Below are 15,206 nucleotides of genomic sequence, written 5' to 3' on the forward strand. Positions count from 1 at the left end.
TCGGAATACTCTGAGAAAAAAGACAATCGCTCGCCAGAAAGTCGAAAACCCGACATCTCGGCGCAGTCAGAAACCCCCCGGAAGCGGAATACCGCATTCCCCATCCCCCGTACGGATTCACGAGATGTGCACATCTCGCCCTCCATCGCCTTACATCCTGCCACACGAAAGCGGGCGCGACAACGGTGCCGGGTATTCGATTTCGCCGGGAAACCCGGGAAACCCGGGAACTTGGGAACTTGGGAAACCCGGCAAACAAGGAGACCTCAATAAATCCTGTCAATTCACAACAGGACACGGAGTGCGCGCTTATACCGCCCGAGGGCCGCTCGGGCCCGCACTCCGGCGGCGCTCAGTGCCGGTGGTAGCGGTGGACCACGGCATGCCCCTTGCCCCGGGCGATCAGTCGACGGTTGATCGGGGCGGTGACGAGGAAGGCGACCGCGAAGGCCAGCGCCAGCGACCACCAGAAGAGCCCGTCCGCGAGATGCGCGTCCATCGCGCCGGGGAGCAGCAGCAGAACGCCGTTGTCGACGATCTCCATGGTGGTGATGGAGAGGGTGTCGGCGGCCAGCGCCACCCCCAGTGCCGCCTTGAGCGGCAGCCCGACCCGGAACACGGCGAAGAGGGTCATCGAGTAGCCGAAGAAAAAGGCCAGCACGATGGCCAGCACCATGGTGGGCGCGGCATGCCAGGCCAGGGCGGTGCCGATGGCCATGCCCAGCACCTCGCCGATGGCGCAGCCGGTGAGGCAGTGCGCCGTGGCACGGACGGCCGGCGCCCAGCCCTCGGGCGGTGCGGAAGGTGGCTGCTCGTCTCCATGGGCCCGGGACCATACCCCCCGGGGGGTATGGCGCCGGCCGATGACCCACCGCCGTCCGGGTCGGCTCCCGACGCCAGGTCGCGGCCGGTGGGCACGGCCGCCCGGCATACCCTCGCAGGGTATGGGCCGAACCCGGGACCCTTCGGTTGACAGATACCCCCTAGGGGTATTTCATGGGGCGTGCCGGTCGCTCGACGGCGGCCGGCGCGCGGCCACAGCGCGGCCACAGCGGGGCCGCTGACCAGCAACGACAGGAGATCGAGAAGATGAGCACCTCCACCGGGGCAACGACCGTCACCGGCTACACCGTCAAGGGCATGACCTGCGGGCACTGCGTCAGCGCGGTCAGCGCCGAGATCGGCCGGATCGGCGGCGTCAGCGAGGTCGGCGTCGATCTGGCCGAGGGCCTGGTCACCGTGGTCAGCGAGGCCCCGCTGGCGGAGGAGTCGGTGGCGGCGGCCGTCGAGGAGGCGGGCTACGAGCTGGTCCGCCCGACGCCGGCGGCGCTGCCGACCGTCGACGCCGAGCAGGGCGGCGGCTGCTGCGGAGGCGGCGGCTGCCACTGAACGGGAACGCCGCCCTCGGCTCGCGCCCGGCGCGGGCCGGTGGCGGACCACCACACCGGAGCGAGCGCAGCAGAGCCCAGCATCTTCGCCACCAACTACCGGTAGTTGCTGGTGAACGCCGGTCCGCCCCGACGGCGAACCGGCTTTCCCTGCCCTGCTCCGCAGGAGCTTCGTTTCCTCCCCCGTCTGAAGCCGGGGGTATCCACGAAGGGAACCCCCGATGAACACCGCCATCAGGGTCGGCGCCTTCGGAGCCGGCATCACTCTCGCCTTCGGCGCCGCGTTCGGCGTCGGCCGCCTGGTGGGCCCGGTCGGCTCCGATCCCGAGCCGACCCACCACGGCTCCCCGGCCGACGACAGTGAGGCCGGCGGGGCCGGCGGGGCCGGTGAGCGCGCGGAGCCGGCCGGCGAGCCGGAGACCCCCGGTGGCCTGGGGATCTCCGAGCGCGGCTACACCCTGGCACCCGACCGGACCCGGCTCCCCGCCGGCGAGCCGACGGACTTCACCTTCCGGATCCTGGGCCCCGACGGCGCCCCGCTGACCGGTTACACGGAGAGCCACGAGAAGGAACTGCATCTGATCGTGGTCAACCGCGATCTCTCCGGCTTCCAGCATGTGCACCCCGAACTGGACGCCGACGGCACCTGGAGCGTCCCGCTCACCTTCGAACAGGCCGGCGACCACCGGGTGTTCGCCGACTTCACACCGTCGGACGACCCCGCCGGCGGGCTCACCCTCGGCGCCGATATCGCCGTCACGGGCCCCTACGAGCCGCGACCGCTGCCCGCCGCCGAGCGCACCGCCGTCGTCGACGGCTACACCGTCACCCTCGACGGCGAGATCGAGGCCGGCGTCGAGAACGAGCTGAGGCTCCGCGTCGCCGACCAGAACGGCGAGCCGGTCACGGATCTGGAGCCCTACCTCGGCGCCTACGGCCATCTGGTGGCGCTCCGCGCCGGCGATCTCGGCTATCTGCATGTCCACCCCGGGGGCGAGCCGGGGGACGGGGTCACCCAGGCCGGTCCCGGGATCACCTTCCACACCCGGGTGCCCAGCGCGGGAACATACCGGCTCTATCTGGACTTCCAACACCGGGGCGAGGTGCGAACCGCCGAGTTCACGGTGCGGGTCGACGGCTCCGACGTTCCGGATGACGCCGACGCCGGAGACGCGCCCGACGACCACCAGCACTGACGGCGGCCGGGCCGGGGGACACGGCTCGGGCGGCGAACACAGCTCAGGCAGTACCGAAGGGAACCGAGAACATGAGCACCGAGACCGCGGCCCCCGGGGACGCCAGCCGGGTCGAGCTGTCCATCGGCGGAATGACCTGCGCCGCCTGCGCCAACCGCGTCGAGCGCAAGCTCAACAAGCTGGCGGGCGTGACCGCGACCGTCAACTACGCCACCGAGAAGGCCAGGGTCGACTTCGCCGACGGCGTCACCGTCGACGATCTGATCGCGCAGGTCGAGGCCACCGGCTACACCGCGCAACCACCGCCCCCGCCCCCCGATCCCGACGCTCCGGGCGGCTCGGCGCCGACGGCGGAAGAGGCCGCCGCCTCCGCCGACGACGGCCGGCTGCGCGCGCTGCGCGACCGGCTGGCGATCTCCGCCGTGCTGACCGTGCCCGTGATCGCCCTGGCCATGGTTCCGGCCTGGCAGTTCACCAACTGGCAGTGGATCTCGCTGGCGCTCGCCTGGCCGGTGGTCGTCTGGGGCGCCTGGCCCTTCCACAAGGCCGCCTGGACCAACCTCAGGCATGGCGCCTCCACCATGGACACGCTGGTGTCGATGGGCACCCTGGCCGCCCTGGGCTGGTCGGTCTACGCGCTGCTCTTCGGCACGGCCGGCGAGGCGGGGATGACCCACCCGTTCCGGTTCACCATCGAACGCACCGACGGCTCGGCCAACATCTATCTGGAGGCGGCGGCCGGCGTCACCACGTTCATCCTGGCCGGCCGCTACTTCGAGGCCCGGGCCAAGCGGCGCTCGGGAGCCGCGCTGCGCGCGCTGCTGGAGCTGGGCGCACGCGACGTCGGGGTGCTGAGGGGCGGACGCGAGGAGCGCGTTCCGGTCGAGCGGCTGGTCGTCGGCGATGCCTTTGTCGTCCGTCCGGGCGAGAAGATCGCCACCGACGGTGAGGTGATCGAGGGTTCATCGGCGGTGGACGCCTCGATGCTGACCGGGGAGTCGGCCCCGGTGGAGGTCGCCGTGGGCGACACCGTGACGGGCGCGACCGTCAACGCCGGTGGTCGGCTGGTGGTGCGCGCCACCCGGATCGGCGCCGACACCCAACTCGCCAGGATGGCCAGGCTCGTGGAGGACGCGCAGAACGGCAAGGCGCGGGTGCAGCGGCTGGCCGACCGGATCTCCGGCGTCTTCGTCCCCGTGGTGATCGCGCTGGCCGCCGCGACCCTCGGCTTCTGGTGGGGCACGGGCGGCGGCCTGGCCCCCGCGTTCACCGCCGCCGTCGCCGTGCTGATCATCGCCTGCCCCTGCGCCCTCGGCCTGGCCACGCCCACCGCGCTGCTGGTCGGCACCGGGCGCGGCGCCCAGCTGGGCATTCTCATCAAGGGGCCCGAGGTGCTGGAGTCGACCCAGCGGGTGGACACCATCGTGCTGGACAAGACCGGCACGGTCACCGAGGGCCGGATGACGCTGCTGGCGGTGCGGCCTGCGGACGGCGAGGACGAGACCGAGGTGCTGCGGCTGGCCGGGGTACTGGAGAACGCCTCCGAGCATCCGATCGCCCGGGCCATCGCCCAGGCGGCGACGGAACGGGTGGGCTCGCTGCCGGCGCCCGAGGAGTTCGCCAATGTCGAGGGACTGGGCGTGCGGGGCACGGTCGATGGGCACGCCGTGCTGGTGGGCCGGCCGCGCCTGCTGGTGGACCGGGCCCTGACGCTGCCCGCCGAGGTGGAGCGGGCGCTGGCCGGGGCGGAGGCCGAGGGGCGCACCGCCGTGGTGGTCGCCTGGGACGGCGCGGCGCGTGGTGTGTTGGTGGTGGCCGACGCGATCAAGCCGACTTCGGCGGAGGCGATCGAGCGGTTCCGCGCGCTGGGGCTCACCCCGATGCTGCTGACCGGTGACAACGCCACCGTCGCCGCCTCGGTGGCCCGGCAGGTCGGGATCGACGAGGACCAGGTGATCGCCGAGGTGCTGCCCACCGACAAGGCCGAGGTGATCACCCGGCTGCGGAGCGAGGGCCGGACGGTGGCCATGGTCGGGGACGGCGTCAACGACGCGGCGGCCCTGGCTACGGCGGACCTCGGGCTGGCCATGGGCACCGGCACCGATGTCGCCATCGAGGCGGCGGACCTGACCCTGGTCTCGGGGGACCCGCGAGCCGCGGGGGACGCGATCCGACTGGCACGCCGCACCCTGAGCACCATCAAGGGCAACCTCTTCTGGGCCTTCGCCTACAACGTGGCCGCGCTTCCGCTGGCCGCCGCCGGGCTGCTCAACCCGATGCTGGCCGGGGCCGCGATGGCCTTCAGCTCCGTCTTCGTGGTCAGCAACAGCCTGCGGCTGCGGCGCTTCCACGCGACGAAGGCGGCCTGAGCCGGCGGCCGGGCGCCCGCGGGCGCCCGGCCGCCGGGGGCATCAACCCACCAGCCTGCGGCGCCAGTCCAGCGGGGTGACGGCGATGGCCTGATCGGGCTTGCCGTTCCAGTCCGTGGTGAGGCCGACCTCGCCCAGCGCCGCGACCACCTCGCGGCCGACGGCCGCCGTGGTCTCCGGCGCGCCGTCGAACCCGCCGTAGTGCAGGGTCAGGCCATAGCCGCCGGCGGCCGACTCGGTGCTCTGGTAGTGGAAGAAGACGAAGCCCCGCGCGTCGGGCTCGCTCTCCCCGCCTATCTCGGCGACACCACAGCTGCGGCAGCAGGCGAAATGCTCTCTGGCGGTGATCCCCGCCGCGCCAAGCGCCTCGAACGCGCGGGTGATCCGCTCCGGATCCGTCTCGCCCTCCCAGCCGGCCTGCTCCTCGACCCGCTCCAGCCACATCCGGTCCACCAACTCCCTGGCCTGCCCCCGGGAGACGGGCCGGCGCTCGTCCGTGACCAGATAGTCCTCGGCCGCCTCCGCCAGCTCCGCGCGTGTCGCATAGCCGGCGAGCAGCAGCTCGCGCACCCGGTCGTGCAGCGCGTCGGCGTCCTTCTCCGACAGTTCGAGCGGCGGGGGCGCCGGGGGCACCGGCAGCCCGACCGGCGTCCACTCCAGGCCCGCGTCCCAGCCGCTCTCCTGACGCGCCCAGCCGACCATCGCGGCGATCACCGGCTCCGCCGCGTCGAGCCGCACCCCGAAGTGCTGCTCGGGCCCGCCGTCGCGGTACTCCAGGGTGTAGTCCTCGCCCGCCTCGTGCCACAGCTGGATAACGAACTCGGGCAGATCCGGCACCCGCCGCACGACGAGGAACCTGTCGTCCGCGCCACCGACCCGCCGCACCAGTGCGGCCAACTCATCGACGGACGGGCGGACATGCCGCTCCTGATTCTCCGTCAGCACCGTGATCTCCAGCATGCTCACACCTTGCCACGAGGCACTGACAACGAGCCGACCGGGCCGGCCGGGTCAGACCGTGCCCAGGTCCGAGCTGACCCAGCGCTCGGGCCGCATCCGCACCACCACCTGGGAGCCGTGGTCGGCGAGGGCGAAGGCGACATAGCCCTCCACCTTCTCCGGCGGCAGATAGCGGGCGGAGATCTCGCGCAGCTCGGCCTCCGTGCCGTCCGTGACGCCGATCACCGGGCCCTCGACGGAGACATAGCGGATGCTGGGCTCCAGCCGCTCCACCAGCAGGGTGAACCTGCCGGCCTCGGTGAGCAGCCGGTGTTTGCGGGAGTCACGCCCCGTCAGGATCCAGATATCGCCGCCCGGTTGGTACTGGTACCAGATGGGGACGGTCAGCGGAGCGCGATCCGCCCGGCCGGAGGCCACGGAGAACGCCGCGATATGCGGCTCGGCCAGAAAGCTCTCCCGCTCCTGGGAAGTGAGTGGCATGCGTTTCGTTCCTCTTCCTCGTGAACCTCGTGAACCTCGTAAACCCGGGCAGGCCCCGCGGCGCCCCCGAACCACGCGCGTCTCGCGCACCGCCCCGGCGGCGGCCCGCCGCGCCCCCCGTGGACACGACGGACCGCCGCCGGAACGGAACAGCGGCACCCGCTGTCTCAGCCATCCGCGAGCGGCCGTTGTTCCCCGCGATCTGACGACCGCACAGGATCGGACACCCTACGGCGCGATCGGCGGGTCGCTGTCCCGAGCGACCGGCAACAGCCTGCCATCCGCCACTGACAACGGCGTGACACCGCGCCTTCGCGCTGCGCGCGCCCGAGGCCCGTCGTAGCCTCGACCCGTGACCAATACCGGACAGAACCCGTCATATCTCCCGCCGGGCCCGCTGGTCGGCCTGCTCTGCGGCGCGGTCGCCGGCGCCGCCGGCACCAGCGCGCTCAACGCCGTCAGCTATCTGGACATGGTGCTGCGCGGTCGCGCGTCGAGCGACACCCCGAGCGAGACCGTGGAACGCCTCTCCGAGGTCAGCCACGTGCCGGTGCCGGGCCATGGCGCGGCACGCGCCAACCGGGTCGCCGGGCTCGGGCCGCTCCTCGGCCTGGCGACCGGCATCGGCGTGGGCGCGGCGCTTGGCCTCGGCCGGGCGGCCGGCTGGCGGCCCGGGCCGCTGCTCGGCGGCACGGCGGCGGCGCTGGGCGCGTTGGTCGCGGCGAACGCGCCGATGGCCGGGCTGGGGGTGAGCGACCCCAGGAGCTGGTCGGCGAAGGACTGGATCAGCGATCTGCTCCCGCACGCCGCCTATGGCGCGGTCACCGGCTGGACGCTCACCGCGCTGACGCCGAGCGGCCCCGCTGCGATCCGTCCGCGCTGAAAGCCCGACAGCCCGCCCGACTGCCTGCCCGACAGCCCGCCCGGCGAGTTGGCCCAGGAGTTGGCCGACGTGCGTGGGTAGGGGGTTTCCGACGTCTTCGAGGTGAACCAGAATGGCTGGTTCCTGATCGACAAAAGCGCCGGAGGGGCACTTATGGCACATGAGGTACGCGGTGTGATCGCGCCCGGCAGGAACGAGCCGGTCCGGGTGGAGACCATCCTGGTGCCGGATCCTGGCCCGGGCGAGGCCCTGGTCCGGGTGAGCACCTGCGGGGTGTGCCACACCGACCTGCACTACAAGCAGGGCGGCATCAACGACGACTTCCCCTTTCTGCTGGGGCACGAGGCGGCCGGCGTGGTGGAGTCGGTCGGCGAGGGCGTCACCGAGGTCGCGCCGGGGGACTTCGTGGTGCTCAACTGGCGTGCGGTGTGCGGGCAGTGCCGGGCCTGTCTGCGGGGCCGTCCGCAGTACTGCTTCAACACCCACAACGCGAAACAGGCCATGACGCTGGCCGACGGCACGCCGCTCAGCCCGGCGCTCGGCATCGGTGCCTTCGCCGAGTTGACGCTGGTGGCGGCCGGCCAGTGCACCAAGGTCGACCCCGCCGCCTCCCCGGCCGCCGCCGGGCTGCTCGGCTGTGGGGTGATGGCCGGTATCGGTGCGGCGATCAACACCGGCGGGGTCGGCCGGGGTGACAGCGTCGCCGTGATCGGCTGCGGCGGCGTGGGCGACGCGGCGATCATGGGCGCCAGGCTGGCGGGCGCCGCCAAGGTGATCGCGGTGGATATCGACCAGCGCAAGCTGGAGACCGCGCTGCGTCTCGGCGCCACCCACTCGGTGCACTCGGGCGAGACGGACCCGGTCGCTGCGATCCGCGAGCTGACCGGCGGCTTCGGCGCCGATGTGGTGATCGAGGCGGTCGGCCGCCCGGAGACCTATGAACAGGCCTTCTACGCCCGGGATCTGGCCGGCACGGTGGTGCTGGTCGGCGTGCCGACCCCGGAGATGCGGATCGATCTCCCGCTGCTCGACGTCTTCGGCCGGGGCGGGGCGCTGAAGTCGTCCTGGTACGGCGACTGCCTGCCGTCGCGGGACTTCCCGATGCTGATCGATCTCTATCGCCAGGGCCGACTGGATCTGGACGCCTTCGTTAGCGAGACGATCAACCTCGACCAGGTTGAGGAGGCTTTCGCCCGCATGCATGCGGGCGACGTGCTTCGTTCGGTGGTGGTCCTATGAGCGGCGACACAGCGGCGCGCGGCACCCGGGTGGAACGGGTGGTCACCGCCGGCGCCTTCGAACTGGACGGCGGCAGCTGGGAGGTGGAGAACAACGTCTGGCTGGTCGGCGACGACAGCGAGGTGCTGGTGGTGGACGCGGCCCATGACGCCGACGCCATCGTCGAGGCCGTCGGCGACCGCACCCTGCGGGCGATCGTCTCCACCCACGCGCACAACGACCATGTCAACGCCGCACCCGAGGTGGCCCGCCGCACCGGCGCGCCCGTCCTGCTACACCCGGACGATCTGCCGCTCTGGGCCGCCACCCACCCGGACCGCGCCCCGGACGGTGAACTCACCGACGGGCAAACCCTGGTGATCGGCGCGACCGAGCTGACGGTGCTGCACACGCCGGGGCACGCGCCCGGCGCGATCTGCCTCTACGCGCCGGCGCTCGGCACGGTGTTCTCCGGCGACACGCTCTTCCAGGGCGGCCCAGGCGCCACCGGACGCTCGTTCTCCGACTTCCCCACCATCGTCGACTCGATCAGGGAACGGCTGCTCACCCTCCCGCACGGCACCGTGGTGCGCCCTGGCCACGGCGACAACACCACCGTCGGCGAGGAGGCGCCCCACCTCCCCGAGTGGATCGCCAGGGGGCACTGACCCCCGCCCCCACCGCCCCCGCCCCGGTACGACATAGGCTCACGCCCGGATGTACCGGGGCGGAGGGGGAGATCGACGTGGCGGAGCACGACCTCGCGGGAGACGAAGCGCGCCCCGGGCGGGCGGCGGACCGGGTGCGGCTGCCCGTCCCCCTGCTGGCCGCGCTGTCGCGCGACGCCGATCCGGCGTCCCCGGTCGTCCGGCTGGCCCTGCGCACGGCCCGCCAACTGCCCGCCGGCCCCGACCTGACGGCGCTGCTGGCCGCCCTGTTGGCCGGGCCCTGCGCCGCCGCCGCACCCGACTGGCTGCTCACGGCGGCCGCGACGGCCGAACCACCGCACGCCGACCGACAGTTGACGCTCACCGCGCTCGCCCATCCGGACTGCGCGCCCGCCATCCGGGAGGCCGCCCTGCGGGGGAGCGCGGACGAACGTCTGGGCGCCCTCGCGCACGCCGGCGCGCCCGCGTCCCTGCGCGCCGGCGTGGTGGCCGAGCTGCGCCGCCGCCTGCCCCCGGCCCCGCCGGCCCCCGTCACCCCCGAGGCCCTTGACCGGCCCGACACCGCCCAGCTGGTGCTCCGTTCCACCGATCTCGCCGACGAGGTCTTCGACGCCGCGATCCCGCTGCTGCCGGGGCCGCCGGCCCAGCTGCGGGAGGGAGAGGAGTTGAGCGCCTGGGTGACCGGGCACGGCGCGGCGCTCGCCGCCTGGCGCACCATATGGCGCCGCGTGCTGACGGCCCACCCCACCCGCTATGCCCGGCTGCTGACGCTGCTCGACGACGCGCACGCCGAACAGGCCGCGACCGTGGTGCGCCAACTGCTGCTGGGCGCGCTGCCCTGGACGGTCGAGCCCGAGCTGCTGGTCGCCCTGGCCGAGGACGATCTGGCGCGGTTCGCCGGCGCCGCCCTGACCAGCCGGATCTGTCTGAGTCTGCTGGCCGGCCACTCGTCGGAGGCGACCGCCGAGCTGGTCGCCGACGAGTTGGAGGCCCTGCCCGCCGGGGACCGCAGGCTGCCGCTCGCCTACCTCGGGGAGTTCGGCGCCACCCCGGAACGCGGGCTGCGCACGGCCTCCGACTGGGTCGCCCGCGCGGTGGCCGAACGCTGGGGCCCGCTGCTGACCGCCGACGAATCCCGCCCCTGGCGCACCCCGCCCGAGACCCGCGCCGCGCTGCGGGAGCGCTTCGCGCTGACCGCGCTCCGGGCGCTCGAACTCTGGCGCGCACGCCCCGACTTCCCGCTCTGCCGACCGGAACAGATCGGCTGGCTGCTCCCCCTGGCCCGTGAACTCCCGGCACTGCGCCCGGCGTTCCGGGAAGGCGCCGGCGAGCTGCTGGCCGACGCCGAACGCGGCCGCCGACACCGCCGCCTCCGCAGGGGCGCCTACCCGGCGGCCGACGACCGCGCCTACGACGAGCTGCTCAACGAGCTGAGGGAACTGCTCGGCCTTGGCTGGCGCGGCATCCCGGCCGATCCCACGCCGACCGAACTCGCCTTTCAGCCGGCCGAGATGCTTGGCCGACTGGTCCGCGACGGCGTCTCCGACGCGCTGGCCGAGCGGCTGCTGCTGGGCCACGCGGTGCGCGGCTACCGCTCGGGGCCCGCCTTCGCCGAACTGCTGGAGGCGCATTCGGCGCCCACCGAGGCGCTCCGCCGGCTCACCGACGAGCTGCCCGACCGGCTCGCCGACCAGCCCTGGGCGGAACAGACCTGGGCCCGGGCGGTGTTGGCGTCCGGGCGGGCCGACGCCCACACCATCAGGGCGCTGCCGGCGCACGCCGCGCTCTCCGCGCCGGCGCCCGAGCCGGGCGCGAGCGGGCCCACCGTGCTCTCGGTGATCACCGAGGCGCTGGGCGACGACGCCGACGCCTGGCACCGCTTCGCCACCGGCCCGCTGCGGGCCCCCGGCGGGCTCCGCCTGGGCGCCGCGCTCGACCTCGCCCGGCCCGATCACCCCCATTGAGACCGGCCCGACTCCCGGGCGACGCGATAACGTTTTGGCTCCCCCGATTCGCCATCGCCCGTGCTAGGCTGGGCGGCGTTGCAGTCATGTTACCCATGAACGTTTTATGCGCCTGGCGGGATATGGCCCGCAGGCGCGTTTTTTGTGCCGGCCATTTCCCGACGGACTCATTGCGGCGACAGTTCAGCCCCACAAAGTGTGGGGCTGGCATGGAATTCAGCAGGGGAAAAGGTATGGCTTCCGGAATCGTCAAGTGGTTCAACTCGGAAAAGGGCTACGGCTTCATTCAGCAGGACGGCGGCGGCGCTGACGTCTTCGCGCACTACTCCAATATCGCCGCCCAGGGCTTCCGCGAGCTCCACGAGGGCCAGCGGGTCGAGTTCGACGTGACCCAGGGCCAGAAGGGCCCGCAGGCCGAGAACATCACCCCCATCGCCTGACCTGGGGAGACACCGTCCGGCCGGGGGCGCGCCCCCGGCCGTTCGCATGTCCAGGCCGCCCGGCCGGCCAGCGCGCACCGCGCCGCCGACCGCGTTCCGCGGCATGGAGCGAGCCCCGGATCGCGTCTCCGCCATCCGGGGCCTCCTCCGTTGTACGGCGGAGTTCACCCGCGATTCACGAACTCCCCAGCGTCGCCCCGACCACCCGAAAGTGACCCCGCAGGCAGACGCGTCCGATGAGGATCCCCAGCACGAGTGTCCCGGTGCCGACGAGCGCCGCGAGATTCGCCGTCTGCTGATCGCCGACGGGCACAAACGCATACCAGTGGGTGCCGTCCGCCCGGTGAATCGGCTCCCATACTCCGGCCGCCAACACATAGCCGTAGACGCCCTGCGCGATCAGCCCGGCGGGCAGCAGGGCGACCACACATCCCGCGGTCATATCGGTCAGCAACCACCACAGCTGCCGCCAGCTGTTGCCGTCCCGCAACAGCGCCAGCGTGCGCGCCGGCGCGTTTGCGTCGACGCGCGCCGGGAGTTCCTGCCGAGCGGGCAACGAGAGCCCGGCCCACCGGATCGCCAGCTCGCGCCGCTGATCCGCCAGGGCCCTGATCCAGCCCAGCAGCACCGGAGTGGTGTAGAGCCCGATCCCGACCGGGATCAGGCAGACGGACACCACGGCCAGGCAGAAGAGCGGGACCGAGGCCACCAGCGTGAGCGCCGCGAGCGCCAGCGCCCGCCAGGGCGCCGACAGCCGACCGGGCGTCCCGCCCCGCACCGCGGATCCCGCCGAGGCGCCGACCCGAGTCGAGTCCATCAAGCTCGCCGTGTTCATCGCGCTCCCCCAAGTCTGTTGACGTTCCCGTGAAGTCCTCGCGGAATCCCGAGGGTTCCCCGGGTCTCCGCCGCTCCCCGGGCCGCTCGGCCCCGCCGCGGCCGGCTCCTCCGCCGGGGCCAGGAGCCGGTGACCGCGTGTCAACAATCCTTCCGGGCCCGGGGGCGGACGTCAGCCCGGCCACCCCCCGGACGGGGGTGTACCCGCCGACACCCGGGACCGTTCACCCCGCACCCCACCGCCGGGGGGGGCGGGGGCGCCGGGCCGACTCCCGTCCGTGGGCCGACGACAGCGCCCCGTAGAAAGCCCTTGCCCACCCCCTTGACCGATCCCGGCCACGCTCATACTGTCGCGCCCACTCGAACCCTATTGAAACGACTCAATCGACGCACCCGCACGGCGGAAGGACTCCGATGCGACCTCGACAGCGAGGCATCCGGCACCCCTACGGCGCGAGACGCCGGCTGGGTGTCGCCCTGCTGGCGGCCGGACTGCTGGCCACCGGCGCCCCCGTGGCCCAGGGCCAGTCCGGCGACCACGGCGGCCATGGCGGGCCCGGCGGCCATGCCCAGGGCCCACGGATGGAACGACTCGACCGGGGCCTGGTGGCCGTCCATACCGACGAGGGGGTGTTCCTCAGCTGGCGGCTGCTCGGGCCCGAGGCCACCGGCCATACCGAGACCGGCGTGGCCGGCCCCGACTTTGTCGTCTACCGCGACGGGGAGGCCCTGACCACGGTCACCGACAGCACCAACTTCCTGGACACGGACGGCAGTGCGGAGTCCAGCTACCGGGTGGCCGCCGTGGTCGACGGACGCGAGCAGCGGCCGAGCGCCCCCGTCACTCCGGCATCCGAGGCCTTCCACGAGATCCCGCTGCGCAAGCCGGCGGACGGGGTGACGCCGGCCGGCGAGGAGTACACCTACCACGCCAACGACATGAGCGTCGGCGACATGGACGGCGACGGCGCCTACGAGTACGTCGTCAAATGGGATCCGTCGAACTCCAAGGACGTCTCCCAGGTCGGCTACACCGGGCCCGTCTATCTGGACACCTACCGGCTCGACGGGACGCTGCTGCACCGCGTCGACCTGGGCGTCAACGTGCGCGCCGGCGCGCACTACACCCAGTTCCTGGTCTCGGACTTCGACGGCGACGGCCGCTCCGAGCTGATGTTGAAGACCGCCCCCGGCAGTCGGATCATCCGCTATGACGAGCGCGGCCGGGTGCGTTCCTCGCAGTACATCACCATGCCTCGAAGCGATGTCAGGGCCGGCTACGGGCATGGCGACGACTACCGACTCAGCGCGGACGACTACCGCCAGCATCTGGTCGAGATGTTCGAGGGGTGGTCGGAGCATCCCGAGGTGGTGGCGGGCAACTGGCCGGCCACCCTGGAGGAGGCCTTCGGCATCGAGCCGAGCTATGCCTACCCGCTGTCCACGGCGGACGCGGAGGCCCTGGTCGACCACTTCATCGACGTCTACGCACCGTCCCGCAGCGAGCGCAACAATCTGCGCGCCTTCGAGGGCTTCATTCTGGACGGGCCCGAATACCTCACCGTCATCGACGGCAGGAGCGGCCGGGAGCTGGACACCGTCCGGTACTGGCCCGACCGGCATGACGACGGGCTGATGTGGGGCGACTACGCCATGAGCCGGATCGAACCGGGCAACCGTGTCGACCGGTTCCTCGCCACCGTGGCCTACCTCGACGGGCGGAACCCCTCGGCCGTCTTCGCCCGCGGCTACTACACCAGAAGCACTCTGGCCGCCTACCGCTGGGACGGCCGGCAGCTGCGTCAGGAGTGGACCGTGGACAGCGGGTTCGCCCCGATGTCCAACCCGTTCAACGACTCCCCGCACGGCGTCGACGGCACCGATCCGGAGTTCGGCACGCTGACCACCCAGGGCTTCCACTCGCTGAGTTCGGCCGATGTGGACGGCGACGGGCGGCAGGAGATCGTCTACGGCTCCGCCACCATCGACGACGACGGCGGTCTGCTCTACAGCTCGGGCCATCTGATGCCGCCGGAGAGCGCGGCGCCGGGCGAGGAGGCCAGGCTGGGCCACGGGGACGCCATGCATGTGGCGGACATCGACCCGAACCGCCCGGGACTTGAGATCTTCACCGTGCACGAGGGCGGCGCCTGGGCCCCGCTCGGCTACGCCCTGCGGGACGCCGCCGACGGCGAGGTGATCTACGGCGGTTACACCGGCGTGGACACCGGGCGCGGCATGGTCGGCGATATCGACCCGGACGTGCCGGGCCTGGAGACCTGGGCGTCCAACGGGGTCGGCCTGTGGAGCGCGGCCGGCGAGCAGCTGGGCACGGAGATCCCGGGAACCAACATGAGCATCCGCTTCGCGGCGGAGCCCACCACCCAGCTGGTCAACGGCGCGTTGGACGAGACGCCGACCGTGGACGACTGGACGCGCGGCCGACTGCTGACGGCCGAGGGCACCCGCACCAACAACCACACCAAGGGCAACCCCTCGTTGGTCGCCGATGTTCTGGGCGACTGGCGTGAGGAGTTGCTGGTGCGCACCGAGGACAGCTCGGCGATGCGGATCTATCTGAGCACCGAGGTGACCGGGCACAAGCTCTACACCCTGATGCATGATCCGCAGTACCGGGTGGAGGTGGCCAGGCAGCAGACCACCTACAACCAGCCGGCCTATCCGAGCTTCTATCTGGCCTCGGACATGGACTGGTCGACCGTGCCGCTGCCCCGCCGGTAGCGACGGCGGAGCCACGGCCCGCCGGCCCGCCCGGGACAACCTCCCGGGCGGGCCGGCCCAGTTG

Annotated in this window: 13 protein-coding genes; 9 read left to right on the forward strand and 4 right to left on the reverse strand. The window is 72.6% G+C overall.

The features are described 5' to 3' along the window. Positions 1–352: 352 nt before the first annotated feature. The gene (locus AOM46_RS11380; protein ID WP_370592703.1) at positions 353–865 is read right to left on the reverse strand and encodes a DUF4396 domain-containing protein; all 513 of its coding nucleotides are present in this window, start codon (positions 863–865) and stop codon (positions 353–355) included. A 224-nt stretch (positions 866–1,089) separates the two neighbouring features. Between AOM46_RS11380 and AOM46_RS11385 the strand changes: the two genes are divergently transcribed. From AOM46_RS11385 to AOM46_RS11395, 3 genes are all read left to right on the forward strand, one after another. Next, the gene (locus AOM46_RS11385) at positions 1,090–1,389 is read left to right on the forward strand and encodes a heavy-metal-associated domain-containing protein (RefSeq protein ID WP_062209338.1); all 300 of its coding nucleotides are present in this window, start codon (positions 1,090–1,092) and stop codon (positions 1,387–1,389) included. 220 nt (positions 1,390–1,609) lie between these two features. Continuing rightward, positions 1,610–2,584 carry a hypothetical protein gene (locus AOM46_RS11390; RefSeq protein ID WP_062209341.1) on the forward strand — a complete coding sequence of 325 codons (975 nt, stop codon included), beginning with the start codon at positions 1,610–1,612 and terminating at the stop codon, positions 2,582–2,584. A gap of 71 nt (positions 2,585–2,655) precedes the next feature. Continuing rightward, positions 2,656–4,953, forward strand: a complete 2,298-nt coding sequence (locus AOM46_RS11395) for a cation-translocating P-type ATPase (RefSeq protein ID WP_062209344.1) — start codon at positions 2,656–2,658, stop codon at positions 4,951–4,953. A gap of 42 nt (positions 4,954–4,995) precedes the next feature. On the opposite strand, the gene AOM46_RS11400 is transcribed toward AOM46_RS11395, so the two are convergent. Continuing rightward, positions 4,996–5,913, reverse strand: a complete 918-nt coding sequence (locus AOM46_RS11400; RefSeq protein ID WP_062209347.1) for a hypothetical protein — start codon at positions 5,911–5,913, stop codon at positions 4,996–4,998. Between the two features lie 51 nt (positions 5,914–5,964). Beyond that, positions 5,965–6,393, reverse strand: coding sequence for a pyridoxamine 5'-phosphate oxidase family protein (locus AOM46_RS11405; protein ID WP_062209349.1), 429 nt, complete (start codon positions 6,391–6,393; stop codon positions 5,965–5,967). Positions 6,394–6,745: 352 nt separating this feature from the next. On the opposite strand from AOM46_RS11405, the gene AOM46_RS11410 reads away from it, so the two are divergent. The 5 genes from AOM46_RS11410 to AOM46_RS11430 all read left to right on the forward strand — a co-directional run bounded on the left by AOM46_RS11410 (position 6,746) and on the right by AOM46_RS11430 (position 11,566). Continuing rightward, a complete protein-coding gene (locus AOM46_RS11410; protein WP_062209352.1) occupies positions 6,746–7,276 on the forward strand; it encodes a hypothetical protein in 531 nt (176 codons plus the stop codon). 153 nt (positions 7,277–7,429) lie between these two features. Continuing rightward, positions 7,430–8,515, forward strand: a complete 1,086-nt coding sequence (locus AOM46_RS11415) for an S-(hydroxymethyl)mycothiol dehydrogenase (RefSeq protein ID WP_062209355.1) — start codon at positions 7,430–7,432, stop codon at positions 8,513–8,515. Beyond that, positions 8,512–9,162: an MBL fold metallo-hydrolase gene (locus AOM46_RS11420; protein ID WP_062209358.1), complete on the forward strand. Its 651-nt coding sequence runs from the start codon at positions 8,512–8,514 to the stop codon at positions 9,160–9,162. The genes AOM46_RS11415 and AOM46_RS11420 overlap by 4 nt, the downstream gene beginning before the upstream one ends. 77 nt (positions 9,163–9,239) lie before the next feature. Next, entirely contained in the window at positions 9,240–11,126 is a 1,887-nt protein-coding gene (locus AOM46_RS11425) for a hypothetical protein (protein WP_062209361.1), read from the forward strand. A 233-nt stretch (positions 11,127–11,359) separates the two neighbouring features. Beyond that, positions 11,360–11,566 carry a cold-shock protein gene (locus AOM46_RS11430; protein WP_062209364.1) on the forward strand — a complete coding sequence of 69 codons (207 nt, stop codon included), beginning with the start codon at positions 11,360–11,362 and terminating at the stop codon, positions 11,564–11,566. 175 nt (positions 11,567–11,741) lie between these two features. Here AOM46_RS11430 and AOM46_RS11435 read toward each other — a convergent pair whose 3' ends face one another. Beyond that, the gene (locus AOM46_RS11435; protein WP_062209367.1) at positions 11,742–12,401 is read right to left on the reverse strand and encodes a sensor domain-containing protein; all 660 of its coding nucleotides are present in this window, start codon (positions 12,399–12,401) and stop codon (positions 11,742–11,744) included. A gap of 413 nt (positions 12,402–12,814) precedes the next feature. Here AOM46_RS11435 and AOM46_RS11440 point away from each other — a divergent pair, with 413 nt between their 5' ends. After that, entirely contained in the window at positions 12,815–15,142 is a 2,328-nt protein-coding gene (locus AOM46_RS11440) for a rhamnogalacturonan lyase (RefSeq protein WP_062209369.1), read from the forward strand. The last annotated feature ends 64 nt before the right edge of the window (positions 15,143–15,206 follow it).

It is taken from the genome of Streptomyces sp. NBRC 109706 (genome assembly GCF_000974485.1).
In the GTDB taxonomy this organism is placed as follows: domain Bacteria; phylum Actinomycetota; class Actinomycetes; order Streptomycetales; family Streptomycetaceae; genus Streptomyces.

What these genes read in the sequence shown, in the direction of transcription:
- AOM46_RS11440 (WP_062209369.1), top strand. Translation starts at nt 12,815, where the DNA reads ATGCGACCTCGACAGCGAGGCATCCGGCACCCCTACGGCGCGAGACGC.
- AOM46_RS11385 (WP_062209338.1), top strand. Translation starts at nt 1,090, where the DNA reads ATGAGCACCTCCACCGGGGCAACGACCGTCACCGGCTACACCGTCAAG.
- AOM46_RS11390 (WP_062209341.1), top strand. Translation starts at nt 1,610, where the DNA reads ATGAACACCGCCATCAGGGTCGGCGCCTTCGGAGCCGGCATCACTCTC.
- AOM46_RS11430 (WP_062209364.1), top strand. Translation starts at nt 11,360, where the DNA reads ATGGCTTCCGGAATCGTCAAGTGGTTCAACTCGGAAAAGGGCTACGGC.
- AOM46_RS11405 (WP_062209349.1), bottom strand. Translation starts at nt 6,393, where the DNA reads ATGCCACTCACTTCCCAGGAGCGGGAGAGCTTTCTGGCCGAGCCGCAT.
- AOM46_RS11395 (WP_062209344.1), top strand. Translation starts at nt 2,656, where the DNA reads ATGAGCACCGAGACCGCGGCCCCCGGGGACGCCAGCCGGGTCGAGCTG.
- AOM46_RS11435 (WP_062209367.1), bottom strand. Translation starts at nt 12,401, where the DNA reads ATGAACACGGCGAGCTTGATGGACTCGACTCGGGTCGGCGCCTCGGCG.
- AOM46_RS11400 (WP_062209347.1), bottom strand. Translation starts at nt 5,913, where the DNA reads ATGCTGGAGATCACGGTGCTGACGGAGAATCAGGAGCGGCATGTCCGC.
- AOM46_RS11420 (WP_062209358.1), top strand. Translation starts at nt 8,512, where the DNA reads ATGAGCGGCGACACAGCGGCGCGCGGCACCCGGGTGGAACGGGTGGTC.
- AOM46_RS11415 (WP_062209355.1), top strand. Translation starts at nt 7,430, where the DNA reads ATGGCACATGAGGTACGCGGTGTGATCGCGCCCGGCAGGAACGAGCCG.